We start from the raw sequence: 25,095 nt of genomic DNA, 5'->3' as shown, positions 1-25,095 counted from the left end.
TATCGACTGAACGTCACTTCACAAATTCTACGCCTTGCGCGATATCTTTCTTCAACGTCTCCAGCATCCCATTGAGCGCCTGTTGCTCAAACGCACTTAATGGCCCCAGCGGACGACGCTCAACAATGCCGTTTTTCCCCAACAGCAGCGGCTGTGAGAAGAAGCGCGCGTACTCGCCATCACCCTCAACATAGGCGCACTCGACCACGTTAGCTTCGCCCTGCAGGGCGCGAATCAATGAAAGACCAAAGCGCGCTGCCGCTTGCCCCATCGACAAGGTTGCCGATCCGCCACCGGCTTTGGCTTCGACCACTTCAGTACCCGCATTCTGAATGCGTTTGGTCAGGTCAGCCACTTCCTGGTCGCTGAAGCTGATACCTTTAACTTGCGACAGCAGTGGCAGAATGGTGACGCCAGAATGCCCCCCCACTACCGGCACTTCGATCTCGGTTGGCTGTTTGCCTTTCAACGCAGCAACAAATGTATTAGCGCGGATGATGTCGAGCGTCGACACGCCAAACAAGCGGTTCTTGTCATATACGCCAGCTTTTTTCAACACCTCAGCGGCAATTGCCACGGTGGTGTTCACCGGGTTGGTGATCACGCCAATCAGCGCTTTCGGTGCGGTACTGGCCACCTGCTCGATCAGATTGCGTACGATCCCGGCGTTGACGTTAAACAAATCAGCGCGATCCATACCGGGTTTACGTGCCACGCCAGCAGAAATCAGCACCACATCGGCACCATGCAGCGCGGGCGTCGCATCTTCGCCACTGAACCCTTCTACTTTTACCGCCGTCGGAATATGGCTGAGATCCACCGCGACACCCGGCGTCACCGGAGCGATGTCGTAAAGTGAGAGAGAGGAACCTGCGGGTAATTGAGTTTTGAGCAGCAGCGCTAGCGCCTGGCCGATACCACCAGCTGCACCGAGAACGGCAACTTTCATCCTGAACTCCTTATTAAGGTGGGGCAGAGATATGCCGAAAATCCATCAGGTTACGAGTTTAATCAACTTCTCAGGCGATAGCGACACACCTGTCGCGCATTAACCTACGCCGCAATCGGCTCCCGAGACATCTCCACTTCAGAAGTCGCCTGAATGATACAATCGCAGCCAGAAAACTATGGACGGCAATGATCATCGATATTGTTGTTACCACTTCAATACTATAACAACATTGCAACCTTCGCTTTGCGCGTCACCCCGCGATTTTGGCGCAACACAAATCTCTGGTATGATGCCGCTCCCGCAGAATTATGCGGCGATTCTCTCATCACGCTTATTGCATAAAAATTCATCTAAATGCATAATAATTTATCTGCTGTAGGCCTGTTGCCTGCCGCACCCCTCTTTTATTGGTAGCTTATGCGAAATCCATCAAAACAAGACGACCTGATCAAAGCCTTCAAGGCCTTATTAAAGGAAGAGAAATTTAGTTCTCAAGGTGAGATCGTACAGGCGCTGCAGGAAGACGGCTTCGAAAATATCAATCAGTCAAAAGTTTCTCGTATGCTGACTAAGTTTGGCGCAGTGCGCACCCGCAATGCCAAAATGGAAATGGTATATTGCCTGCCCGCTGAACTGGGCGTGCCGACCACCACCAGCCCACTGAAGAATTTGGTGCTGGATATCGATTACAACGATGCGCTGGTGGTGATCCACACCAGCCCGGGTGCTGCGCAGCTAATAGCGCGTCTGCTGGATTCACTCGGCAAAGCGGAAGGGATCCTCGGGACTATCGCCGGTGATGACACCATCTTTATTACCCCCGCACGCGCTTTCTCCGTAAAACAGTTGCACGACGCTGTGCTGGTTTTATTCGAACAAGAGTTATAAAACCCTGCTGTAGACCGGCAGCTCACCTGCTGGTCATCCCCCTTTGTTTTCCCCCTGTCCCGCCCCGCTTGTTACAAATCCTTTTGTAAATAATGAGTTAACCTTAGATCCTCGTGTTCTGTAGCCAGAGTAATATTGGTACGACCTTTTCCCCTGCTTAACTATATGCGCTATTTTACACTGCTTTACATATCGTGCTCAGCCGTTATAGCTCCTTAATTCGTACCAGCCAGCGATATCAACCACGTTCTTTCGCACAAAAAGATAATTTGATGCAGATCATTGTTTTTACGAATAAATAACCGTCAATGGTTAAGATCCAGGCGTTTTTTATAACCATGAGTTCTAAAAAAGCGTCATAAGGATAAAGAATAACAACCAAACATTATTAGCCAGATATTAATTTCATGAGTGATTAGATCTATACTTCTTTTCGTGATGCAAATCACACGAAAGAAAAAGATAAAAATAGACGACGAGGAAAAATATCATGAACGTTAAAACTACTATCGCAACCCTGAGCATTCTATCTGCCCTGTCATTTGGTGCTTTTGCAGCGGATTCTATCAATGCTCAACAAGCGGCTAACCTGCAACCCGCTGGCACCATTAGCGTAAGCGGCGTGGGTGGTTCTCCGATGGACATCCATGAGCAACTGAACGCTAAAGCCGATCAGGAAGGCGCAAAAGCCTACCGCGTGATCGAAGCGAATACTGGCGACAGCTATCACGCCACCGCTGAGCTTTACAAATAAGTTTGCTGAATCAAGACGCAGTGTGAACGGCGACCCGTTTGAGACGCATTTGCCTCTCAGGTTGCCAAACCAAATTTCAGGAGAGTGAATCATGAAAACCAAATTAGCTATCGCAGTTCTGGGTCTGGCTTCTGTTCTGTCTTTCGGTGCCAGTGCCGCCAGTCTGGTTTCTAACGAACAAGCTGAACAGCTGCAATCGTTAAACCAAACCATCAGTGTTAGCGGTGTTGACGGCGACCAGGCGAATGTTCGCCAGGAACTGTCACAAAAAGCCGATGCTCAGGGTGCCAGCCACTATCGCATCATTGAGAGCAACCGTGGTGACACCTACCACGTCACTGCTGAACTGTATAAATAAGTATTAATCGAACGTCAGGCGCCTTCGCGGCGCCAGACAATTGATCGACGACCCGCCACACCCACTTTTGCCGCAGGTTGTTGATTGACACGAGGAGAAAAATTATGAAAATCAAAACAACCATCGCAGCCGCTAGCCTTCTTTCCCTGTTTGCCTTTGGTGCTTCTGCAGCACAACTGGTGACCGATGAGCAGGCGCAAAATCTGCAACCTACCGGCAGCACCGTGACCATCAGTGGTACAGGTGGATCACCTATGGATTACCGTGCCCAGCTTTCACAGAAAGCCGATGAGCAAGGTGCCAGCGCTTACAAAGTGATTGAAGCGAAAACCGGCGACAGCTATCACCTGACCGCTGAGCTGTATAAATAATTCCTCGTCAATTCTGACGAACCCTTTGGCCCCGCTCGCCGGGGCCCTTTTTAGTTGATCACGTCACATTAAAGCGGAGCTGGCCCTCCAGCTCCTCTTCTGCTTCATCGAACAATAGAATCAATGCGCCATATCGGCGTTTCTGCCCTTTTCCCAGATTCACAAACTCAATCTCCAGTGGCAATGGCATATGCTCACCCATGATCGCATCCCAAAGATCGTCAAGATCGCTGACGGCACGATCGACCAGCGCGAAGCGATCGCTGAACTGGCGATAGAAATGGGCTTGATCGACGATTTCGTCGAAATCAAAACGCTCGGTTCTCATTGTGTTGCCCTCTTCTAGGCAAGCCCGCCAAGGTGCAGCGCTTTCACCTCAAGGTACTCCTCCATCCCCAGTACGGACCCTTCACGACCTAATCCAGACGCTTTCACGCCGCCAAAGGGAGCCAGTTCGGTGGACACGGCACATTCGTTAATCCCAATCATCCCGGCTTCCAACGCCGCCGACACGCGAAATACCCGCTGCAGGTTTTGCGTATAGAAATAGGCTGCCAGTCCATAATCGGTATGATTGGCGCGTTGAATCACATCGGCTTCATCGTCGAAACGGAAACAGGCCGCCACCGGGCCAAACGTCTCTTCCTGTGCCAGCTTCATGCCTTCGTGAGCATCGCCTATCACCGTGGGCTGCCAGAAATTACCGCCCAGAGGATGGCGCTCGCCTCCGGTGAGTAAGGTGCCGCCTTTGCTCAGTGCATCTTTGACATGCTCTTCCACTTTTTCCAGCGCCGACGGTTCAATCAGCGGCCCGACAATGACGCCCTCTTCTGTACCGATGCCGACTTTGAGTTGGCTTACCGCAGCAGCCAGTTGATTGACGAAACGATCGTAGATGGCATTGTGCACATAGAAGCGATTCACGCTGACGCATACCTGGCCCGCATTACGGAATTTATTCGCTATCGCGCCCTGCACAGCGGCATCAATATCCGCATCTTCAAACACGATGTAAGGCGCATTGCCTCCCAGCTCCATGGAAACTTTTTTCATGGTTTCAGCCGCATTGCGCATCAAGGTTTTGCCGACCGCGGTTGATCCGGTGAAGGAGATTTTGCGCACCGCTTTGCTCGCCATTATCGCGTCGCTGATGGCGTGGGTATCACCCGCTACGGCGTTCAACACACCCTCGGGCACTCCCGCTTGTTGTGCCAGCGCCAGTAAGGCAAACGCACACAGCGGCGTGTTATTGGCGGGTTTAATAATGCCGGTGCATCCGGCGGCCAGCGCCGGGCCGAGCTTGCGTGTCAGCATCGCCATGGGGAAGTTCCACGGTGTAATAGCCGCAACCACGCCGATTGGCTCACGCGTGGCCAGAATACGTGAGCCTGGTTTTGCCGGAGGGATGATTTCACCGTTGGCGCGCTTGGCCTGCTCAGCAAACCATTGAATGAAACTGGCGGCGTACTCGACTTCGCCTTCTGCTTCTTTTAAGGGTTTGCCTTGTTCGGCGGTCATCAACTGCCCGAGCCAGCTTTTGTTCTCAATCATCAGCTGATACCAGCGATTCAGAATTTCTGCGCGTTGTTTCGCGGTTTTATCGCGCCAGGCCGGGAAAGCCTGTTCGGCGGCGGCAATCGCCTGTTCGGTTTCACGCTTACCGGCCTTAGCCACTTTTGCCAGCACCTCACCCGTGGCCGGGTTGGTGACGTCAAAGGTGGTACTGCCGCTGTGCCATTGACCCGCCACAAAGTAGCCGGTTTTGAAGAGCGGATGTGATTGCAGAGAAGTGGACATCGTTATGCTCCTGTCAGTGTGTATCCTGTCAGAAAAGTATAGATGCCAAAATCATTGGGTTTTGTGTCAACGTGGGATCAAAAAGGCCGCTGCGGGTGGCAGCGGCCTTATTCAGATTTGGATGAGGGTGTTCTGATACTTCTCCAGCATCAGCGACAGGCGCTTCACCGGTTCGGTCACACTCTCAGGTGCCGCGTAATGCTGAAGTTTTTCCTGATAGACCTCCAGCTCCTTCAATAACCGCTCAAAGTAGTGACGGCGTTTATCATCACTGCTCGCCGAGATCACCCGATCGGCGGTATAACGCAGTTGACGATGGTAGGCCGAAAGTTCCGGATTGATCGGCACTTCGGCATTGCGCAGACGTTGGTGGCCAATAATCAGCGTTAAGGCAATGCGGTATTTATCGATATCACCCGGAAACAGGTTCAGCAGCAGAAACAGCTGTTGATACAATGCAGGGAGGTGGTTTTCCCGGCGACGCGCCTGATTGGTGGTCAACGCCGCTACGGCTGCGTACATAAAGCGGTTGAGCAGCTTACGGCCGGTACGCGCTTTAGACTTATCGCGGATCAACAAAATCACCATCATCGCGACAAAGCAGCCAATCCACTGCCCCAGCGCATTGTCGAGGAAGACGTTGAACTCGAATTTCATCGGGTTATCCAACACCAGCACGTTGATGGTGCCGATCAGCGCCCCTAGTGTACCAATCTGACGACGCTGGACAAAGATACCGCCGACAAACCCCAAAGTACCTATGGCAATACACAGCAGTAAGGCACTTTGCTGCGTCGCCGGCAAAATGTAGACGAAGTACAGCAGACCAAGTGGGATCGCGAAGGTCATGCCGTAGAGAAAATCTTTTGCCAGCATCAACGGGTTTGGCATACGCATCGCCAACGCGGTGATCACCGCCAGCATCACCATGCAACCGCTGCCGGACGTCCAGCCGGTATACAGCCAGAACAGTGAGCCGAGCGCAGTGGCGACAAAAGTACGCACGCCATTGATCATCGCGTGGTGGGTTTCGGCAGAACGTGCCTGAATCACCACCTCACGCTGCAAAATACTCTCTTCCAGCGTGGTGATACGACCATTGCTGCGAATACCGTTGATCAGCAGCAGATATTCCGTGGCAGCACCGACCCAGCTTGCGACCGTCATCGGCACCGTTTTGCTGGTGAGGCCAATCAAGCGGCGCATGACCTTCATACGTTTGTGCACATCGTTAACGTTGCTGACCTCTTTCTCAATCAGCAGACGATACTGAGGCGGGACGTATTCCGGGCGTGAATTCTGAATCAGGAAGGTTTCTGCTGCCTGGGTAATCAACGTCAATGACAGCGTATTCAGCATCTGCAAACGGCGGCTGGTGTTCTTCCAGCGCGAGGATTCCATCAGCAGCTGGCTGCGCATGCCATTAAGTGCCGTGGTGCGACGCACCAGCGCGCTCCAGGCTTTATCGACTTCCTCTTTATCACCGTGCGCGACGCACAGTTGCAGCAGTTTGTAGTGGGCCACCAGCAGCGCATCCACTTCCGCATCGATCACTTTCTTGATCGAACGCGGCGAGAACAGCATATCAGCAAGAATCGCACACAAAATGCCGAGGACGATTTCGCTACAGCGCTCGACAGCAAACTGCGGTGCCAGCGTTAAGGCACCACTGGCATCGGCGGTGATGACGATGATCAGCGCGGTGTATCCGGCCAGGCCCAGCGCGTAGGAGTTTTCGACTTTGATTAAAGACGAAAGCCAGACACACATGCCCGCCCATAAACAGCACAGCAGCAGCATCACCACCGGTGCCCGGATGGTGGCAATCATGATGGTGAGTGCGGCAATGCTGCCGATAAACGTACCAATGATGCGCAAGATGCCGCGATAGCGCAGTGCGCCAGAATAGGGATCGCCCCCTGCAGCAAAGGCGGTACCACCGGCCACAATGCCGGCGGTCATGACCGCCCAACGCGGCGTTTCCAGATTAAAGTGAAAGCCAATCATCAGCGCGGCAACCAGCGCGAACGTCAGCTTCACCGGGAAACGCAAAAACTCAATCATAACAGCCTCGTTTAACCAAACTCGCGCAGGCGGTTAAAGAACTGCGCCATCGGTGAGACTTTGGTTTGACGATCTTTATCCCCGGTGATCACCACGGTCGCTGTAGTCCCTGCTGGGAAACGGTTACCTGGTTGATCATCCAGACGAATACGCACCGGCACACGCTGCGCCAGACGTACCCATTCAAGGTTGGAGTCGATGGTGGCCATGCCTTTGCTGTCAACGCTGCTGCTGCTGTTGGTCACACCGGCGGCGATGCTGTCGACAGTGCCACGTAGTACGGTATTGCTACCCAGCGGGGTAATTTCTGCACGGAAGCCTGGACGTACACCATCCAGCTTGGTCTCTTCCATATAGGCCAGCACGTAGAATGAATGCTGTTGTACCAACGCCACGGCCACAGAACCGCGTGTGATGAACTCACCCTGATAGACGTTAAGGTTAGTGACCCAGCCGTCGGACGGTGCCTTGATCGTGGTGCGATCGAGGTCAATCACCGCCAAATCGCGCGTGGCAATAGACTTAGCCAACTGATGTTCGCTGGTTTGCAAATCGTTGTTCGCCTGATCGATAGCTTCGCGCGACATCGCGCTGGTGCCAAGCTGGTTACGGCGCGCCGCTTCACGACGTTTTTCGTTGACCAGCGCCTGGTAATATTCGACATCGGCCTGGGCCTCATCCAGCGCTTTTTGGTAGCGTGGACGATCGACCACAAACAGGGTGTCGCCTTTTTTAACCAGTTGGTTGTCGTGGACCGGCACATCAGTGATCAGACCCGTCACATCCGGGGAGATCGCCACTACGTCGGCGGAGAATTTGGCGTCACGCGTCCAGGGCGACTCGGTGTAGAACACCCAGGCGCGGAAGATGATCACGATAGCGATGATGACCAGCAGGATCGTAATCGCGTAACGCGCGATTTTTCTTATTAGCGCTTTCACTTAAAAAACCTCAGACGAATAAACGGGATACAAGGTAAAACACACAGCAATACAGCGCTGTGTTAAAAAGTGCCGGATGCCACACCAGATCGTAAATTCCGCTGGGCGTCAGCACGCGTTTCACCAGCCAGAACAGCGCCAGCGAAACCAGTAGTTCGATGAAGATGGGCGGAAAAGACAGCCCGAATACGACAAATACCGGAAGCACACTCATTTCGGATCCTTAGTTCGACCTTGCCGGATCGCACCGATACCTGCCCTCATGCCACGGAGCACGTTGGGTTGATTATCAGGGGATGATTGGGAGACTGATGGCAACATTCAGGCCGCGTTGAGCTAATGATAGCGTATCATCGAGTAAACACAGCCGTGTTAAGGTGCGGTGAACAGACCCAGCGTGCGTATAGTAACGCGCTTGACTATACGTTTTCTACATATTGTGAGCTAAATCACTTTTTAGCCAGAGTAAACAATGGAACGACTTAAAGGCATGTCCATCTTCGCCAAAGTGGTTGAATTAGGTTCATTTACCGCCGCGGCACGTCAGCTCCATCTCAGCGTTTCGTCAATCAGCCAGATTGTCGCCAAACTGGAAGATGAACTGCAGGTCAAATTACTCAATCGCAGCACCCGCAGCATTGGCCTGACCGAAGCGGGCAAGATCTACTATCAGGGCTGCCGCCGCATGCTGGCTGAGGCGTCTCAGGTACATGAACAGCTGTATGCCTTTAATAATACGCCGATTGGCATCCTGCGCATCGGTTGTTCATCCACCATGGCGCAAAATGTCCTGTCCGCCATGACCAGCGAGATGTTACACGAATATCCGGGGTTGAGTGTGAATTTAGTGACGGGTATTCCAGCACCTGACCTCATCGCCAATGGGCTGGATATTGTGGTGCGCGTGGGCGCGCTGCAGGACTCGAACTTGTTTTCACGCCGCCTGGGTGCCATGCCGATGGTGGTATGCGCGGCGAAAAGTTATCTGGCACAAAACGGCACGCCGGACAAACCGGGTGAGATTGATAACTTTTCATGGCTGGAGTACAGCGTGCGTCCGGACAACACCTTTGAGTTGGTGGCACCGGAAGGGCTGGTAACCAAACTCACCCCGCAAGGGCGCTTTGTGACCAATGATTCGCAAACGCTGATTCGCTGGCTGAAAGCCGGCTGCGGCATCGCTTACGTGCCACTGATGTGGGTGATTGATGAAATTAACGCGGGCGAGATCGATATTCTGTTCCCGCAATACCATTCTGAACCCCGTCCGGTGTATGCGCTGTATACCGAAAAGGACAAAATGCCGTTAAAGGTGCAGGTGTGTATTGATTATCTGACCGAGTATTTTAAGCAGGTGGCAAGGCAGTATCAGCAGCATCGAAAGAGCTGACCGTTCTGGTCGCCATGAATGGCGACCCTACAATCTACCGTGTCATATTTCGGAGGATGTGAATTAAAGCGCACCAAGGCCATGATTGATGCGCAAGGTGCCATATTTCGTAGGGTGCGCATTAATACGCACCTGGAACATGATTAATGCGCACCCGGTTTATTACGCCGTACCACCTACGGTGATTTTATCCAGCTTCAGCGTTGGCTGCCCCACGCCCACTGGCACGCTTTGTCCTTCTTTACCGCACACGCCCACGCCTTTATCCAGCGCCAGGTCGTTACCCACCATTGAGATCTGCTGCATCGCTTCAATACCGGAACCGATCAGCGTGGCACCTTTCACCGGTTTGGTCACTTTGCCGTTCTCAATCAGATAGGCTTCTGACGTGGAGAACACAAATTTGCCCGAGGTAATATCCACCTGACCACCGCCAAAGTTCGGGGCGTACAAGCCGTACTCCACGCTCTCGATAATATCCTGCGGCGTGGATTTGCCTGCCAGCATGTAGGTGTTGGTCATACGCGGCATCGGCAGATGAGCATAGGATTCGCGGCGACCGTTTCCGGTTGGCGGCACACCCATCAGGCGCGCATTCAGTTTATCCTGCATGTAGCCTTTCAGAATGCCATTCTCGATCAGCACGTTGTACTGACCTGGCACACCTTCATCATCCACAGCCAGGGAGCCGCGCAGCCCTTCGATGGTGCCATCATCCACCACGGTACACAGCTCAGACGCGACCAGTTGCCCCATCTTGCCGCTGAACACGGAGGTTTCACGGCGGTTGAAATCGCCTTCCAGCCCATGTCCCACCGCTTCGTGCAACAGAACACCTGGCCAGCCTGCACCCAACACCACTGGCAGGGTGCCAGCCGGCGCGGCAACCGCAGACAGGTTAACCAACGCTAAGCGCACCGCTTCACGTGCCCAGGCATCAGCGCGCACATCGCCACTTTCATCGGCGAGGAAGAATTCATAACCCGTACGCGCACCGCCGCCACTTGAACCGCGTTCGCGTTTGCCTTGGTCTTCCACTTGCACGCTGATCGATAAACGCACCAGCGGGCGAATATCCGCCGCCAGCGTGCCATCTGTTGCGGCCACCAGCACTTGCTCATAGACACCGCTCAGGCTGGCATTCACTTCCTGCACACGCGGATCGGTGGCACGGGCCACTTTATCGACACGGTGAAGCAAGGCAATCTTGTCTTCGCGCGTTAAGCTGTCCAGCGGATTGATCGGTGCATACAAAGAACGATTAACCACAGCAGAGAGCGTGTGCGCTTTGCCGTTGCCCTGTTCCCGCACGATGCTGCGCGCGGCTTCTGACGACTGACGTAACGCGTTCAGCGTGATTTGGTCAGCGTAGGCGAATCCGGTTTTTTCACCGCTAACCGCACGTACGCCCACACCCTGATCGATATGATAAGAGCCATCTTTGATGATTTTGTCTTCCAGCACCCAGGACTCATGGAAGCTGGACTGGAAATAGAGATCGGCATAATCCAGACGACGTTCTGAAAGCTGCCCTAACAGGGAATAAAGGTCCTGCTGATTAATGCCGTTAGCAGCTAGTAACTGCTCACTTACCAGATTCAGAGTCATCGTTTCTCACTCATTATGTGCTCAGATAGTCATAGCCTGCGGCAATTCCCCGATGGCGTCAAATTCACTTCTTGTCATCTTCGCGCGGTTTACGCAGCACTTCATTGATTTCCGGTTTATCCAGCGGCCCGCTGATGTGATATCGCAGCAGCGAAATCTTATTCCACAACGGCCCCAATACCTTGCTGGCAGCAAACACCGCCGCACCTATCACCGGGTTGACCACAAACGCGGTCGCCACGCCGACAGAAGCAGAGATTTCAGGTGCGACCACCGCTTCCATATCAATCTGACGTTTCACCAAATCGATTTTGCCCTGCATCGCGATATCCGCTTCCAGGCCATCCACCAGCAGGTTATCCGTGCGCATGACGCCGTTTTCAATCCACGCCGTACCGTTAATCGAGTCGAAGTAGAAACCTTCGCTGAAGGTGTCACTGAAATCAAAACGCAGCTTGCGCAGCAGGGCATCGAAACTGAACAGGCGCAGCAGCTGACCGGCACGCCCGGTGTTCACGTCGGCAATCTGACCTTTACCAAAGTGCGTTTTCAGCGTGCCACTTAACGTCTCTTCCGACGGCTGCCAAGGCGCGGAGCGCCAGTGCAGGTCATAATCCAGTTTGAAAGGGGCATCCCGCAGCGGGGTGTTCATACCAAACCAGTTGGTCGCGTCATTGATGCTCTTGCCACTCAGTGTGCCTTTCAGTGAGGTACGCTGGTCGCCCGGTTTGTTAACCCATTCACCGTTGATCAACAACTTCGAACTGCCGGTATCCACGCTGCCGTTAGTGAGTGCTAACGTATCTCCCTGCGGCTGCAATCTGGCCTGCATATGGCCAAACTTCTGGCCTCGCAGCCAGCATTCGTCGCAGTTCAGTTGCATGGCAGGCCAGTTGCTGAAGTTAACACTGCTGCTGTTGCCAAATGGGGAAGCAGCGCTGCTGTTTTCGCTCGCCCATTCAGGATTGTAGTAAAGATAGCTGAGGTCGATTTGCCACGGGGCGTGCTGTGCCGTCGTCACGCTGCCGCGCGCCTCACGGCTTTCCAGCTGCAACTGCGTGTTGCCGGTAGGGCCTTGCGTCACAGTGGCGTTGACGTCGTGCCACTGCTGTCCGCCCAGTGTTAACGCCGGTGTACGCAGAATCACATCACCGGGCAGAAGCGCACCGCCGACTTCGGTTTCACCCTGCGCATTACGCGAATTACCCGAGCCAGCCAGTAAGCCCATCCAGGCTTCACCATCCATCGCCGGCAGATTCAGCTCCATACCGCGGTTTTCAGGCAGTTTAGGCGTGCTTTTCGCGTCGTTAAGCCAGATGCCCCGATCGACGCGCAACTGCGGTTCCAGAATCCAGCGGCTGTTAAAGCGATGGTGCTCACGCACGCTGCCGCTTAAGGTGAAACCGTGGAGATCGCCTGTCGCGTTAATTGCAATCGGCATCGCTTCACCAGCCTGCTTATCCAGTGGTGCAGGTAAGTGACTACTTACTGTTTTGCCATCGCCTTTCAAATCAACCTTGTAAGTCGCGCCACCTTTGTGTGGCAAGGTGATATCCACATTCCCCTGCCAGGGCAAACTGCCGCTCAGCTGACTGCTGACATTTTGCGGCAGCACTTTTAGTTTGGCGGGCTGCCAGTCTCCCAGCAGTTTGACGTTCACGCCGAAGTCATTCGGGTTTTCCGTGGTGGTAAAGCTGACTCCGGTGGGTTGGCCGAACCAGTTGGCCTGCATCTCTTCACTTTCCAGGTTACCGTTGTTGTAACGGAAGCGCCCGCTGAGATTGTTTAGCGTGGTATTTAACGGTTTGATATGCAGGCTATTGTTATTCAGCACCACGTTGCCACTGGCATGCACCAGCTCGCCATCCAACGGAATGTCGAGGTTAAGCGAACCGCGTACGTTGCCGCCAATTTGTAGCTGCTGCAGCGCTGCACCTAACGTGGGTTTCAGCGGTGTCTGTTCAAAGTAATCGGCGATCTGCTGGCCACCACCGCTCAGGTCACCATCAATGATCAGCTTCTCTTTGAGGTAATCAGGGATCACCGCGCTGACGTTGCGCGCATCAACCTCGCCCAGCCTGGTTTTCTCCGCCTTCATCCATAGCCCATTGTTGAGGAAGTCGAGATTGATATCGAGGTTCTGCAGCGCTGGCCAGCCGGGCTGGAACTGGAAGGTGGAATTCTTTAATGGAACCCAGACCTCAAACATGCCGTCGTTGTGTTTGAACGGGAACAACTGCGGATCGCCCGCAAACAGCAAGGTGGCATTATCCACCTGCCCGCCCTTGATCGACTCGCTGAGGTAATGGGTTAAATCATGCCCCATCAGCGGTTCCGGGAAGTAGCGCCAGGCATCGCCTGCATCGGTGACGCGAATCCCAGCCAGAATATCGAGGCGTGGAGATTTACCGAGGTTCTGCTGATAGCGGAAATCACCGCGCGCCCACAGCGAACGCGCTTGCACATCGAGGTTCTGCCCATCCAGCGTCAGGCCATTAGCATCACGCAACCAGTTCAGCTTGCCGGTGATTTGCTTGATCTGCAGCGGTGCCTGGAACATATCGCCGTACGGCACTTCGGCCTGCCCCATCGCCACATCCAGTTGGCCGTTGTTCAGGCTGCCGCTGGCCGTGCCGCTCAGGTTACTGATGCCAGGCAAGAGTTCCCAATGCTGCCACGCCAAATCGCGCCATTTAGCCTGCAAGCGAGTGTTTTCGGGTTGATTGAGCGGGATATCCAGCGCCAGCGCATCAAGGTAGCCGCGCGGTTGCAACGCCCGCCAGTTGTCGAGCAACGCTGGTGATAAGGGTTTGAACAGCGGCACCAGCGGGGCTAAACGTTCCAGATCAAGCTGGGTGGCACGCACGCGCACTTCAGGGGAGCTATTGGCCCCAAGCATTTGTTGATCTTCTGGCTTCCACAGAATCGCGAAGTGGCCAGGCGCCCAGGCAATCCCATCGGTGCTGAGACGGGTTTGCGGGACGGACAGGCTCCAGCCATTTTGGAAACGCGACAGATGGGCGGTTAAACCATCCACTTGCAGTTGATGATCGCCCTGCTCACCACGCCAGCGTGCGCCGCCTTTGCTCAGCAGTAAATCACCGGCATACACGTCGCCGTCACGCAGATTCACCCAGGCTGCCAGGCTGAAACGCGCGCTCTCCAGGCTGGTGTTGTCACGTAACCAAGGACCGATCCACGGACGGACATCCACATCATCCGCTTGCATCCAGATACGGCCATCGTTAAGCAAGCCATCTGTGTCATTCAGATCGAGTCGCACCTGCACTACACCATGTTGGCCGGTAAAGCTGGAGAGACTCACTTCGCCTTCCGCACGGTGGCGCGTACTTTCGTTGAGCCAGGTCAGGCGCGGGATAGCCAGTTCAGCATGTTGGCCTGAGGGCGTGAGAAAACGGATGCTGCTGTCGCGCAGATCAAAGTGGTCAAACTGGCGCAGAAAGAGATCATTGATTTGCGTCGGTTTGAAACTGTTGCGTTGTTGATCATTGGTGAGCAATGGACGATTGAGATCCGCCCGTAATTGCCAGAAGGTGAGATCGCGGAACTGCCAGCGCCAGTGCAGCAGAGATTGCCAGATGTTTAACGCCAGGTTCACGCGGCCAATGGTGAGTTTGCCATCATCCGGCATCATCACGTTGAGATTGCGCACCTGCAAGGTGGGACCAAAGTTCTCCCATTTACCCTGTAGTTCGCTGGCGTCCACCGTCACGCCGCTGACGCGTGAAATCGTCTGCAGTATGTCGCTGCGATAGCTGTTGAGATGCGGCATCACGAGGCGCAACCCGCTGACCAGCAGCGCCACAATAACGATGATTGCGGCGAGCAGCAGTAACAATATCCTCGGCAACCGCCTCACACACCTCTCCTTGCTTTCCGTTGAATAACGGCGTTTAACCTCACGACTTACATCATCACGACGTCAAACTGCTCCTGTGTATAGAGCGGCTCAACATGGACTTTAACCTGCTTGCCGACAAAGATTTCCACTTCAGCCAGCGCATGGGACTCTTCACTTTTCAGCGCTTCGCCCACCGCCGGGGAAACGTACACCAGGAAGCGGTCGGAGTCGTAGGCGTGATGCACGCGTACAATTTCACGCATGATCTCATAACACACGGTCTCAACCGTTTTCAGCGTGCCACGCCCTTTGCACACCGGGCAATCCGCACAGAGTACATGCTCAATACTTTCACGCGTGCGCTTACGCGTCATTTCCACCAAGCCCAGCGCTGAAAAGCCGTTAATACCGGTTTTCACCCGATCTTTGCTCAACGCACTTTCCAGCGAATGCAGCACGCGACGGCGGTGATCATCATTACTCATATCAATGAAATCAATGATGATGATGCCGCCCAGGTTGCGCAGTCGCAGCTGGCGGGCAATCGCCTGTGTGGCTTCAATGTTGGTGTTGAAGATGGTTTCGTCAAGATTACGGTGCCCCACAAAAGCACCGGTGTTGATATCCACCGTGGTCATGGCTTCGGTTTGATCGATGATCAAATAGCCACCCGACTTCAACTCCACCTTACGCTCTAACGAGCGCTGAATTTCATTCTCGACATCAAACAGATCAAAGATCGGTTGTTTGCCGCTGTACAGCTCCAGCTTGCTGGCCATTTCCGGGATGTATTCGCCGGTAAACTCCACCAGCAGATCGCAAGTCAGACGGGAATCAACACGGATGCGATCAAGCGCTGCGCCAGCAAAATCACGCAGCACTCGCTGCGCTAAGGCTAACTCACCGTACAGCAAGCAGCGCGTCTGGTTGCGCTTCTTGCGCTCGCTGACTTTGGTCCACAGCCGTTTGAGGAATGCGGCATCCTGTGCCAGATCTTCCTCGCAAATGCCTTCCGCTGCAGTGCGAATAATAAAGCCGCCCAAATCGTCGCAGTAAGCCGACACCACCGCTTTCAGGCGATCGCGCTCTGCTTCACTTTCAATACGTTGAGAAACGCCGACGTGTGAGGCTCCCGGCATAAACACCAGGTAGCGTGAGGGCAGCGTAATATCGGTGGTGAGGCGCGCGCCTTTGGTGCCGAGCGGATCTTTCACCACTTGCACCACTAAATCCTGGCCGGGGCGCACCAGTTCGCTGATGTCACGCACCACGAAGTTTTTCTTTTCATCACCCGCTACGCACTCGGTATGCGGCATGATATCGGAAGCATGCAGGAAGGCGGCTTTATCCATGCCGATATCGACAAAGGCAGCCTGCATGCCCGGTAGGACGCGGCTGATGCGTCCTTTATAGATGTTACCCACAATACCGCGCCGTGCTTCGCGCTCGATGTGGATCTCTTGCAAAATGCCGCCATCAATATAGGCGACACGGGTTTCAGAAGGTGTAACGTTTACCAGCAGTTCAGCCGTCATCTTGTCCCCTTAACGCACGCAGCGACTGAAAGTGGCTCAGCAGCTCATTGGTCTCAACCAGCGGTAATCCCACTACGGCGTGATAGCTTCCATTAATCTTGCGGACAAAATTGCCGCCCAGACCCTGTATTCCGTACGCGCCGGCTTTATCCATCGGCTCGCCGCTGGCGATATAGTGCGAAATTTCCGCTGCGGTGATATTGCGAAATGTCACGTCAGTGGTCACAAGGCAATCCAGTTCACGCTGCGCATCCGCTAATACTACGGCGGTCATCACCTGATGCGTTTGCCCAGAGAGTTTACTCAGCATTTCAGCCGCGTGCTCAGCATCGCGCGGTTTTTCCAGCACTTCGCTATTGAGCACAACGATAGTATCTGCACCTAACACCGGCAAATCCTGCGGTGCCACCGCCACCCCTGCACGCGCTTTATCAGAAGCCAGACGTCGCACATAGGCTTCAGCGGCTTCATCGGGCTTGCGCTGCTCTTCAACCTGCGTGATTAGGCGCTCAAACTGCAGGCCAAGTTGCGTGAGCAGTTCACGGCGACGCGGTGAACCGGAGGCGAGATACAGGGTTATCATAGTCTTCCTTACTGAACAGCGAACTGACGGCGAATCTTTCTCATTAATAAGAATAGCCAAGGCCACAGAATGCCGTCGACCACACTGCTCCAGAAGATTTCCGGGCGGAATGAGACGTTGATCACCAAAAATTCAGCCCAGAAAACAATCACATCCACCGCAAGCGACAGCACCATAACCATTAATGCTTGCTGCCACAACGCCAGATTACGGAATAGCTGAAATTTGAAGGCCACCAAATACGCGATGATGCTGAATGCCAGCGCACGCACACCCAGCGTAGAACCGGCCACCAGATCCATCACGGCACCTAAAAAGAAGCCAGTTCCTACATTCACCCGGTGCGGTAAGGCCAGAACCCAGTAAATCAGGATCAACAAAAGCCATGAAGGCCGGAACATGTAAATTTGTTCCGGCCAAGGCATGATTTGCAGAATGAGGGCAATCAGGAAGGACAGCCAGATAACCCATCGGCCCTGGCTGCGATATCGACTCAAGGCTGGCCTCCGCGTGTGTTCGCAGGAATCCCTTGCGAACGGCTGCCATTAGCGGGTGCCGGCGGCCCCATTTGTTGCGTCGGTTGCATCATGTCCGGTGCCGGAGGGCCCATTTCACCGGCTGGCGGCAGAACCTGTGGCATCATCTGCATCAGACGTTCATTAGCCACACGATGCACTTCGTCCGGTGCCATTGGCATGTCACCGTTCTTATCCGAGCCCCATAACAGCAGCAGGTAACGCAGACGTTGCAGGCCAGCTGTTGGGTGTGCCTGAATCACGGTGTAAGCGCGTTGGGTATCCACTTTCACGGACGAGACCACGCCAACCGGATAACCTTCCGGGAAACGACCACCGAGACCGGATGTCACCAGCACATCGCCCACACGAATATCCGTGTTACCCGGCAGATGCTCCAGCTGCAGATCTTCGCTACAACCGTTACCGGCCGCAATGACGCGAATATCGTTACGTAATACCTGAATCGGCAATGCGTGCGAGGCATCGCAAATCAGCAGAACGCGGCTGGTTACCTGGCCAACAGCCACCACCTGACCGACCACACCTTTATCGCTGATCACCGGCTGGCCTTCGTAAACACCGTTTACGCTGCCTTTATCGATGACCACCTGATCGGTGTAAGGATCGGTACCCGTGGAGATCACCTGGGTCACCATTTTATGCTCATCCTGACGCAGCGGCGAGCCGAGCAGTTCACGCAGACGTGCGTTTTCCTGCTTGTATTGCCCCAGCATCAGCAGGTCACTGTTTTTCAGGAAGAGCTCGCGGCGCAACGCTTTATTTTCCAGTTCGAGCTGCTGGCGTGAGGCCAGCGTTTCCGATACGCCGTCCAGAAGCTGTCGCGGGCCATTGGCCAGAAAATAAAATGGACTCACCGACGTGTCCAGGTAGTTGCGGATCTGGGAAAAGGAGCTCACGCGACTGTCGGCAATAATAATCGCGATAGCCACAATGACTGCCAGAAAGAGGCGCAACTGCAGGGATGGCCCCCTGCTAAAAATCGGCTTCATAAAATCTGCGTGTTCCTCGACATCAGGGAAGAAGCGTTAGTCACATGACCAACGCCTCCAGGGCTGGACGCATCACGCCGTCGTGCGCAGCGTCGATTAGCGCGACTCCCTGCGCAATTTGACCACGGTCTCAGCCGATGAGGAATTACTCCTCGCTGAACAAATCGCCGCCATGCATGTCGATCATTTCCAACGCTTTACCACCGCCACGCGCGACGCAGGTCAACGGATCTTCTGCTACGACAACCGGAATACCGGTCTCTTCCATCAGCAGGCGATCGAGGTTACGCAGCAACGCGCCACCACCGGTCAGCACCATACCGCGCTCGGAGATGTCGGAAGCCAGTTCCGGCGGACACTGCTCCAGCGCTACCATCACTGCACTGACAATACCGGTCAACGGTTCTTGCAGCGCTTCAAGGATCTCATTGGAGTTCAGTGTAAAGCCACGTGGCACACCTTCTGCCAGGTTACGGCCACGCACTTCAATTTCGTGTACTTCATCACCCGGATAAGCAGAACCAATCCCGTGTTTAATACGTTCCGCAGTGGCTTCACCGATCAGTGAACCGTAATTGCGGCGTACGTAATTAATGATAGCTTCATCGAAGCGGTCACCACCAATACGTACAGATGAAGAGTAGACCACGCCGTTCAATGAAATCACGGCGACTTCAGTGGTACCACCACCGATATCCACCACCATTGAACCCGTTGCTTCTGATACCGGCAAACCGGCACCAATTGCCGCAGCCATTGGCTCTTCAATCAGGAAGACTTCACGTGCGCCTGCACCCTGTGCAGATTCACGAATCGCACGGCGCTCAACTTGAGTGGCGCCTACTGGCACACAGACCAGCACGCGTGGGCTTGGACGCATGAAGCTGTTGCTGTGCACTTGTTTAATAAAGTGCTGCAGCATTTTCTCGGTCACGAAGAAGTCGGCAATCACACCGTCTTTCATTGGACGGATAGCCGCGATGTTGCCAGGCGTACGGCCAAGCATCTGCTTCGCGTCATGGCCTACTGCCGCTACGCTCTTTGGAGAGCCAGCACGGTCCTGACGGATAGCAACTACGGAAGGCTCGTTCAGCACGATGCCCTGTCCTTTTACGTAAATCAGGGTATTCGCGGTACCCAGGTCAATGGACAAGTCATTGGAAAACATGCCACGAAATTTTTTAAACATACTAAGGGATAATCCTGCAAGCTGGGGGCGGAAAATAAAATCCGCCTACTTTACCAACCACGCGAAGCCGCCACAAGGCGCAAAAACGTTCTGCTCCGGTGAAAAAACACGCTGAATAATTTTTTGGGCCGATTCGCTTATCCCTGGCCACCGTTAAATAGCGCTAAGTCGCCCTATCAAACGCCAATTTCCCCACCTGTTGTGGGCAAATCTCGACATAAAATCTAACATTTCCAGCCAGCAGAATTCAGCCGACTGAAATGAATAAGGCAGAAAAAACGCTGTTAGTGCGTCATCACGCGCCGAAGCACTAAATTCGATAACGTTGTGAGTGTTTTTTCACATTACTGTTTACCGGTAAGGAAGGTGCAAAGAAGTCACCCTGCCCACCTGAAACCCCTAATCCTGCCAGCGTTTGCCACTCGGCACGGGTACGTACCCCGGCAGCGAACACTTGCGTCTGCGTCGACTTACAGACTTCGAGTAAGCTTTGCACAAACAGCTGATTCTCAGTACGGCGTTCGATATTGCGTACTAAACCAGGATCAAGCTTGATCACTTCAATGGGGAATTGCTTGATGTACGCACTACTCACCACCGTTAAGCCCGCCTGATCCACCGCAACGCGACAGCCAAATGCCGTCAGCATACGGAAAACAGGCACTAAACGATTGATGTGTTGACAAACATCCGCCTCAGCAAGTTCAAATAAAAAACGATTTCTTTGCGATTTCGTACACTGCAACAGTAAATTTTGCAGCCAACGCTGGAACGGGCGCTGCAATAATGAATCAATATTCACGGGTAACGCCAGCGTTTCATCTGGCCAGACTTCAGAAAGTGCGGCAATACGCGTCACGAGTTGGCGATCCCAGCTATCGGTGAGACCGAGTTGCAACACCAGCGGCATAAATTCGGCCGAAACCACTTCTTTATCGCCATCAAATACGCGAGCCAGCATCTCACGGTGATGAACTTTGCCGTCTAATAACACCGCGGGTTTCTGGTAAAGGCGTGGCCCGCCACGGTTGAGGGTATTTTCCAGTAGGGTCCGCCAGCGCACGCTGCCACGCCCCATGTCTAAGGTATTGCCCTCACCCACTGACCAGCTGTTTCCTCCCTGCAGTGCTGCACGGCGCGTGGCCATCTCCACATTTTCCATCACCTGAGGCACGCTCTGGCCGCTACGCCAGGCGCTGATACCGATGTGAATGAGATCATCACGGTCCACCATGCGCATCGGCGGCAGCGAATCGACCGCGTTGATTAACTGATCGGCGATGCTGTTGGCCTCTTTCAGAGTGCGATGCGGCAACAACACGGCGAAATCACTGCGGAAATAGCGCGCCAGCAATGCGCCTGGATAGCGCAAGACAAATGTCGACAGCATGTTGATCAGATCAAACAGATACTCATCCACCAGCGTGGGGCCTAGTGTTTCGTGCAATACATCGAGATCCGGCAGGCGTACCATCATCACCACACCGTGGGTGCCAACGTCTTCCTGATCTTCCAAAAGGGTAGCCAGTTGGTTATCAAAGAACAGTCGGTTGTTGAGGCCAGTACGTGAATCCTGCGCGGCAAAGGTGCGAATCAAAGTATCAATACGCAGACGCTGCTCGCCAGCTTCCTGCAGATCGTTGAGTAAGGTGTCGATGGCACGGCTGGCTTTGGGCGGCCACTCGCTATAATGCTCAACATGAGGAGCCCGCTCACCTGCCAAAATACGATCAGAACGATCTTCCAGGCGTTCCATGTTCTGCCAGCGACGGTTGATCCAGCGATGCGTCATGATCAGCAGCGCTGACATAATGGCGACCACAGAAAACAATGCAATCAGCGTGTAGGCTCCCGTAAAGGATCGAAACCAGGTTTTTGCAGGATCGAGTACCACCACGCGCAGCTCAAGGCCAGGAGAGTGCAATAAAGGAATATCAAACTGGATGAAGCGATTGGGCTCATCTTCCAGCATCGGATTTTCATGTCGATTAAGCTGAAAGACCACGGTGTTACCGTTATGCATCTCGATTTGCTCGGCATTGATAACCGGCATCAAGCGCGTTAGCCACTGTGTGAGTTCTTGCGGTGATTGCGCCGCGAGTGCTTTGTCGACTTCGGTTGCCAACGTATTCACCCGCGTTTCCACACGTTGTTGTGACAGCCAGATAAAACTAAAAGCGCAGCCGACCAGCATCAGTAACATCGCCAGTAAGCTTAATAATGTAATAAACGCAGAAAACTTTGTTGTTAATCGCATCCCTGTGCCTGTATCACTGCGGTTATGAACGGTCGCTATCCGTTAGCGCCAGCCTGCTCACCTGCTCATTGGCGCAAACCTGAGCAAAATATCACAAATCATTGCCTGAATCAGCGGCAGCTATACCCAAAATAATTCGCGTCCCCTCATGGGGCCTACCCTTGGTTCAGGAAGGCGGCAAGTGCATGAATCCTCAGGAGCTTACTGAAGTCAGTGACTGAGGTGAATGTTCGTAGCCAACGCATCTGCAACTCGCAGTATGAAGGGTATACCCAAAATAATTCGAGTTTTAGGAAGGCGGCAAGTGCATGAATCCTCAGGAGCTTACTGAAGTCAGTGACTGAGGTGAATGCACGTAGCCAACGCACCTGCAACTCGAAGTATGAAGGGTATACGCATCAAAATCATGCGGTGCGCTATGCTAATTTACCCTGCGGCGCGAGTATAGCGCCAAAGTGTGATGGCCTGCGTTTTCTGCGGCCTTTTTCGTCCTATTCTCAACAGAATCCTCCCGCCAGGAAATTTCATATTTTTCTGGGTAAATTGGCGTGATAGCTGGCCTTTACGCATGCTAAGTGCAAGTTACTTTTTCGCTGGAGAAAGCCATGAAGCTGAAGCAATCACTGACCGAAGCCGACATCACACCAGAAAGCATCTTTAATATGCGTCGCCGTCAGGTTTTGAAAGCACTGGGACTGGGCGCTGCAGCAGCCAGTTTACCCGGGGTGGCACAGGCTGATGTGCTGAGTTGGTTCAAGGGGAACGATCGCCCGCCTGCGCCTGCGGGCCGCGATCTGCAATTCACCAAGCCAGCCGAGTGGCAGGCGAATTTGCCGCTGACGCCGTTTGATAAGGTCTCCGGTTACAATAATTTTTATGAATTTGGCCTGGATAAAGCCGATCCCGCAGCCAACGCAGGAACGTTGAAAACCGAGCCGTGGCAGTTGCGCATTGAAGGTGAAGTCGCAAAACCGGTGACGCTGGATATGGACGACATCTTTAAACGGTTTGCCATGGAGCAGCGCATTTATCGTATGCGATGCGTGGAAGCCTGGTCGATGGTGATCCCTTGGGTCGGTTTTGAGCTTAATAAACTGCTCAAACTGGCGGAACCTACCAGCAATGCGCGTTTTGTCGCTTTCCAGACGCTCTATGCACCGGATCAAATGCCTGGCCAAAAAGACCGCTTTATCGGCGGCGGGCTGGATTACCCCTATGTAGAAGGGTTGCGCCTGGATGAAGCGATGCATCCCCTCACGCTGCTCAGTACCGGTGTTTATGGCAAAGCGCTGCCACCGCAGAATGGCGCGCCGATTCGTCTGACGGTGCCATGGAAATACGGTTTCAAAGGCATTAAATCTATCGTCAAGATCACCCTGACGCGCGATCAGCCCCCTACGACCTGGAGTCAAATCGCCGCCAATGAATACGGCTTTTATGCCAATGTGAACCCGCACGTCGATCATCCACGCTGGTCGCAGGCCACTGAACGCTTTATTGGTTCCGGCGGTATTCTTAACGTGGAACGTCAGCCTACACTTTTGTTTAACGGCTACGCTAAAGAGGTGGCATCGCTCTATCGTGGGCTCGATTTACGGGAGAACTACTGAGTGCGACTGACGTTACGGCAAATCACCCTACTGAAAGTGGTGCTGCACCTGGCGGCCTTTCTGCCGTTTATTTATCTGTTTATGGCCGCTAGCCAGGGTTGGCTGAGTGCCGATCCGGCAAAAGATATTCAGCATTTTACCGGCAGAATGGCGCTCAAGTTACTGCTCGCCACGCTACTTGTCAGCCCTTTGACGCGCTACCTGAAGCAACCGCTGCTCATTCGTACCCGACGCCTGTTGGGCGTATGGTGTTTTGTTTGGGCCTGTTTGCATTTAACCAGCTATTACCTACTGGAACTGGGGTACAACCATCTGCAGTTGCTGGGCAAAGAAATCGTTTCTCGCCCATATCTGTTACTGGGTATGATCTGTTGGTTGATGCTGTTTGCCCTGGCAATCACCTCATTTCAACGTGCGCAGCGCAAACTCGGTCGCCGCTGGCAAACCCTGCACAATGGCATCTATCTTGTCGCGATCCTCGCACCTATCCACTATCTTTGGTCAGTAAAGGTCTTCTCACCACAGCCTTGGATTTACGCACTGCTGGCTTTGGTGTTGTTAGGCTGGCGTTACAATAAGTTGCGTAATCTTCTTCGCCGATAATCCCCGCAAGGTTGTTTTCCTGTCACGAGATCTGTTAAAAGGTGTGGCCTCTGGGCCGCATCCGATCAACTTCGCAGATAAGACCAGTATTTTGCTGCGAATTGCGACGAAACGGATATAATGCCCGGCTTTATTGCAAGCGAAGTCGTCTTTTTCACTCTCAGGAGTGACAAACGGCAGATGTCGCGGTATTTTACGCGATGCCTCACTGATTGCAGGAGATAGCAGCAAGATGGCGCACAAATTTCACATACTGCTTTTGAACGGTCCCAATTTGAATTTGCTGGGAACGCGCGAGCCTGAGAAGTATGGTCATACCACGCTGGCACAAATCGTCGGCGATCTGACACAACAGGCTGACCAGCACCATGTGAAATTGAGTCATTTGCAATCGAACGCTGAGTTTCAGTTGATCGATCGTATTCACGAGGCCCGTGGCAATGTGGATTACATCATCATCAACCCGGCGGCGTTCACGCACACCAGCGTTGCACTGCGTGATGCGCTGTTGGCGGTAAGCATTCCTTTTATTGAGGTGCATCTCTCAAACGTGCATGCACGCGAACCGTTCCGGCATCACTCCTATCTTTCCGATGTATCTGCCGGCGTCATCTGTGGACTTGGCGCTGATGGATACTCGTGGGCTTTACAAACGGCAGTAAAACGCCTGTCACATTCCAATTAAACAGAGTACGGAACCACACTCATGGATATTCGTAAAATTAAGAAACTGATCGAACTGGTTGAAGAGTCTGGCATCTCCGAGCTGGAAATCTCCGAGGGCGAAGAGTCCGTTCGTATCAGC

The 25,095-nt window shown here is 53.6% G+C and carries 23 protein-coding genes; 9 read left to right on the top strand and 14 right to left on the bottom strand.

Features of this window, described 5'->3' with window-relative positions; all coding sequences use genetic code 11:
• Nucleotides 1–13: 13 nt before the first annotated feature.
• Nucleotides 14–949 carry a malate dehydrogenase gene (gene mdh / locus ACPUC8_RS11240; RefSeq protein ID WP_039331555.1) on the bottom strand — a complete coding sequence of 312 codons (936 nt, stop codon included), beginning with the start codon at nucleotides 947–949 and terminating at the stop codon, nucleotides 14–16.
• Between the two features lie 420 nt (nucleotides 950–1,369).
• On the opposite strand from mdh, the gene argR reads away from it, so the two are divergent.
• From argR to yhcN (ACPUC8_RS11220), 4 genes are all read left to right on the top strand, one after another.
• Complete coding sequence (argR, locus tag ACPUC8_RS11235) at nucleotides 1,370–1,840, top strand: transcriptional regulator ArgR (protein WP_039331557.1); 471 nt, start codon at nucleotides 1,370–1,372, stop codon at nucleotides 1,838–1,840.
• 490 nt (nucleotides 1,841–2,330) lie between these two features.
• Nucleotides 2,331–2,594, top strand: coding sequence for a peroxide/acid stress response protein YhcN (yhcN, locus tag ACPUC8_RS11230; protein ID WP_039331558.1), 264 nt, complete (start codon nucleotides 2,331–2,333; stop codon nucleotides 2,592–2,594).
• A 91-nt stretch (nucleotides 2,595–2,685) separates the two neighbouring features.
• Nucleotides 2,686–2,952, top strand: coding sequence for a YdgH/BhsA/McbA-like domain containing protein (locus tag ACPUC8_RS11225; protein ID WP_039331559.1), 267 nt, complete (start codon nucleotides 2,686–2,688; stop codon nucleotides 2,950–2,952).
• 104 nt (nucleotides 2,953–3,056) lie between these two features.
• A complete protein-coding gene (gene yhcN, locus ACPUC8_RS11220) occupies nucleotides 3,057–3,323 on the top strand; it encodes a peroxide/acid stress response protein YhcN (RefSeq protein WP_039331560.1) in 267 nt (88 codons plus the stop codon).
• 58 nt (nucleotides 3,324–3,381) lie between these two features.
• On the opposite strand, the gene ACPUC8_RS11215 is transcribed toward yhcN (ACPUC8_RS11220), so the two are convergent.
• From ACPUC8_RS11215 to aaeX, 5 genes are all read right to left on the bottom strand, one after another.
• Nucleotides 3,382–3,651, bottom strand: a complete 270-nt coding sequence (locus ACPUC8_RS11215) for a barstar family protein (protein WP_039331561.1) — start codon at nucleotides 3,649–3,651, stop codon at nucleotides 3,382–3,384.
• Nucleotides 3,652–3,665: 14 nt separating this feature from the next.
• Nucleotides 3,666–5,120 (bottom strand): NAD-dependent succinate-semialdehyde dehydrogenase, encoded by a 1,455-nt coding sequence (locus ACPUC8_RS11210; protein ID WP_494926319.1) that lies wholly within the window; start codon nucleotides 5,118–5,120, stop codon nucleotides 3,666–3,668.
• 111 nt (nucleotides 5,121–5,231) lie between these two features.
• Nucleotides 5,232–7,184 carry a p-hydroxybenzoic acid efflux pump subunit AaeB gene (gene aaeB, locus ACPUC8_RS11205; protein WP_039331565.1) on the bottom strand — a complete coding sequence of 651 codons (1,953 nt, stop codon included), beginning with the start codon at nucleotides 7,182–7,184 and terminating at the stop codon, nucleotides 5,232–5,234.
• 11 nt (nucleotides 7,185–7,195) lie between these two features.
• Nucleotides 7,196–8,125, bottom strand: a complete 930-nt coding sequence (aaeA, locus tag ACPUC8_RS11200) for a p-hydroxybenzoic acid efflux pump subunit AaeA (protein WP_039331568.1) — start codon at nucleotides 8,123–8,125, stop codon at nucleotides 7,196–7,198.
• A gap of 10 nt (nucleotides 8,126–8,135) precedes the next feature.
• Nucleotides 8,136–8,339 (bottom strand): p-hydroxybenzoic acid efflux pump operon protein AaeX, encoded by a 204-nt coding sequence (aaeX, locus tag ACPUC8_RS11195; protein WP_021508145.1) that lies wholly within the window; start codon nucleotides 8,337–8,339, stop codon nucleotides 8,136–8,138.
• A gap of 258 nt (nucleotides 8,340–8,597) precedes the next feature.
• Here aaeX and aaeR point away from each other — a divergent pair, with 258 nt between their 5' ends.
• Nucleotides 8,598–9,515: an HTH-type transcriptional activator AaeR gene (gene aaeR, locus ACPUC8_RS11190; RefSeq protein WP_039331569.1), complete on the top strand. Its 918-nt coding sequence runs from the start codon at nucleotides 8,598–8,600 to the stop codon at nucleotides 9,513–9,515.
• 162 nt (nucleotides 9,516–9,677) lie between these two features.
• Here aaeR and tldD read toward each other — a convergent pair whose 3' ends face one another.
• The 8 genes from tldD to csrD form a co-directional block, all read right to left on the bottom strand.
• Nucleotides 9,678–11,123, bottom strand: coding sequence for a metalloprotease TldD (gene tldD, locus ACPUC8_RS11185; RefSeq protein ID WP_039331571.1), 1,446 nt, complete (start codon nucleotides 11,121–11,123; stop codon nucleotides 9,678–9,680).
• Nucleotides 11,124–11,187: 64 nt separating this feature from the next.
• Complete coding sequence (gene yhdP, locus ACPUC8_RS11180) at nucleotides 11,188–15,003, bottom strand: AsmA2 domain-containing protein YhdP (protein WP_494926318.1); 3,816 nt, start codon at nucleotides 15,001–15,003, stop codon at nucleotides 11,188–11,190.
• 47 nt (nucleotides 15,004–15,050) lie between these two features.
• Nucleotides 15,051–16,520 (bottom strand): ribonuclease G, encoded by a 1,470-nt coding sequence (gene rng / locus ACPUC8_RS11175; RefSeq protein ID WP_038644369.1) that lies wholly within the window; start codon nucleotides 16,518–16,520, stop codon nucleotides 15,051–15,053.
• Entirely contained in the window at nucleotides 16,510–17,103 is a 594-nt protein-coding gene (locus tag ACPUC8_RS11170; RefSeq protein ID WP_494926317.1) for a Maf family protein, read from the bottom strand. Before ACPUC8_RS11170 ends, rng begins: the two co-directional genes overlap by 11 nt.
• A gap of 8 nt (nucleotides 17,104–17,111) precedes the next feature.
• The gene (gene mreD, locus ACPUC8_RS11165) at nucleotides 17,112–17,600 is read right to left on the bottom strand and encodes a rod shape-determining protein MreD (RefSeq protein WP_039331577.1); all 489 of its coding nucleotides are present in this window, start codon (nucleotides 17,598–17,600) and stop codon (nucleotides 17,112–17,114) included.
• Nucleotides 17,597–18,631, bottom strand: coding sequence for a rod shape-determining protein MreC (gene mreC / locus ACPUC8_RS11160; protein WP_039331579.1), 1,035 nt, complete (start codon nucleotides 18,629–18,631; stop codon nucleotides 17,597–17,599). Before mreC ends, mreD begins: the two co-directional genes overlap by 4 nt.
• A gap of 145 nt (nucleotides 18,632–18,776) precedes the next feature.
• Entirely contained in the window at nucleotides 18,777–19,820 is a 1,044-nt protein-coding gene (gene mreB, locus ACPUC8_RS11155) for a rod shape-determining protein MreB (RefSeq protein WP_007891976.1), read from the bottom strand.
• Nucleotides 19,821–20,130: 310 nt separating this feature from the next.
• Nucleotides 20,131–22,077 (bottom strand): RNase E specificity factor CsrD, encoded by a 1,947-nt coding sequence (gene csrD / locus ACPUC8_RS11150; protein ID WP_039331584.1) that lies wholly within the window; start codon nucleotides 22,075–22,077, stop codon nucleotides 20,131–20,133.
• 605 nt (nucleotides 22,078–22,682) lie between these two features.
• Here csrD and msrP point away from each other — a divergent pair.
• The 4 genes from msrP to ACPUC8_RS11130 form a co-directional block, all read left to right on the top strand.
• Nucleotides 22,683–23,687 (top strand): protein-methionine-sulfoxide reductase catalytic subunit MsrP, encoded by a 1,005-nt coding sequence (gene msrP, locus ACPUC8_RS11145; RefSeq protein ID WP_039335889.1) that lies wholly within the window; start codon nucleotides 22,683–22,685, stop codon nucleotides 23,685–23,687.
• Nucleotides 23,688–24,290, top strand: coding sequence for a protein-methionine-sulfoxide reductase heme-binding subunit MsrQ (gene msrQ, locus ACPUC8_RS11140; RefSeq protein WP_494926316.1), 603 nt, complete (start codon nucleotides 23,688–23,690; stop codon nucleotides 24,288–24,290).
• A gap of 232 nt (nucleotides 24,291–24,522) precedes the next feature.
• Nucleotides 24,523–24,975: a type II 3-dehydroquinate dehydratase gene (aroQ, locus tag ACPUC8_RS11135; protein WP_039335885.1), complete on the top strand. Its 453-nt coding sequence runs from the start codon at nucleotides 24,523–24,525 to the stop codon at nucleotides 24,973–24,975.
• Nucleotides 24,976–24,996: 21 nt separating this feature from the next.
• The coding region (locus ACPUC8_RS11130) for a DUF8684 domain-containing protein (protein WP_494926407.1) at nucleotides 24,997–25,095 on the top strand (99 nt) is incomplete at its 3' end.

The sequence above is a fragment of the Pantoea sp. CFCC18177 genome (genome assembly GCF_059412425.1).
The sequence above is the reverse complement of the archived record's forward strand: the minus strand, read 5'-3'. Positions and strand labels throughout refer to the sequence as shown.

Coding starts and splice junctions, on each gene's coding strand:
- aaeX (WP_021508145.1), bottom strand. CDS start 8,339: ATGAGTGTGCTTCCGGTATTTGTCGTATTCGGGCTGTCTTTTCCGCCC.
- ACPUC8_RS11170 (WP_494926317.1), bottom strand. CDS start 17,103: ATGATAACCCTGTATCTCGCCTCCGGTTCACCGCGTCGCCGTGAACTG.
- ACPUC8_RS11225 (WP_039331559.1), top strand. CDS start 2,686: ATGAAAACCAAATTAGCTATCGCAGTTCTGGGTCTGGCTTCTGTTCTG.
- msrP (WP_039335889.1), top strand. CDS start 22,683: ATGAAGCTGAAGCAATCACTGACCGAAGCCGACATCACACCAGAAAGC.
- csrD (WP_039331584.1), bottom strand. CDS start 22,077: ATGCGATTAACAACAAAGTTTTCTGCGTTTATTACATTATTAAGCTTA.
- yhcN (WP_039331558.1), top strand. CDS start 2,331: ATGAACGTTAAAACTACTATCGCAACCCTGAGCATTCTATCTGCCCTG.
- mreC (WP_039331579.1), bottom strand. CDS start 18,631: ATGAAGCCGATTTTTAGCAGGGGGCCATCCCTGCAGTTGCGCCTCTTT.
- yhcN (WP_039331560.1), top strand. CDS start 3,057: ATGAAAATCAAAACAACCATCGCAGCCGCTAGCCTTCTTTCCCTGTTT.
- mdh (WP_039331555.1), bottom strand. CDS start 949: ATGAAAGTTGCCGTTCTCGGTGCAGCTGGTGGTATCGGCCAGGCGCTA.
- rng (WP_038644369.1), bottom strand. CDS start 16,520: ATGACGGCTGAACTGCTGGTAAACGTTACACCTTCTGAAACCCGTGTC.
- aroQ (WP_039335885.1), top strand. CDS start 24,523: ATGGCGCACAAATTTCACATACTGCTTTTGAACGGTCCCAATTTGAAT.
- ACPUC8_RS11210 (WP_494926319.1), bottom strand. CDS start 5,120: ATGTCCACTTCTCTGCAATCACATCCGCTCTTCAAAACCGGCTACTTT.
- argR (WP_039331557.1), top strand. CDS start 1,370: ATGCGAAATCCATCAAAACAAGACGACCTGATCAAAGCCTTCAAGGCC.
- aaeB (WP_039331565.1), bottom strand. CDS start 7,184: ATGATTGAGTTTTTGCGTTTCCCGGTGAAGCTGACGTTCGCGCTGGTT.
- mreB (WP_007891976.1), bottom strand. CDS start 19,820: ATGTTTAAAAAATTTCGTGGCATGTTTTCCAATGACTTGTCCATTGAC.
- ACPUC8_RS11215 (WP_039331561.1), bottom strand. CDS start 3,651: ATGAGAACCGAGCGTTTTGATTTCGACGAAATCGTCGATCAAGCCCAT.
- aaeR (WP_039331569.1), top strand. CDS start 8,598: ATGGAACGACTTAAAGGCATGTCCATCTTCGCCAAAGTGGTTGAATTA.
- tldD (WP_039331571.1), bottom strand. CDS start 11,123: ATGACTCTGAATCTGGTAAGTGAGCAGTTACTAGCTGCTAACGGCATT.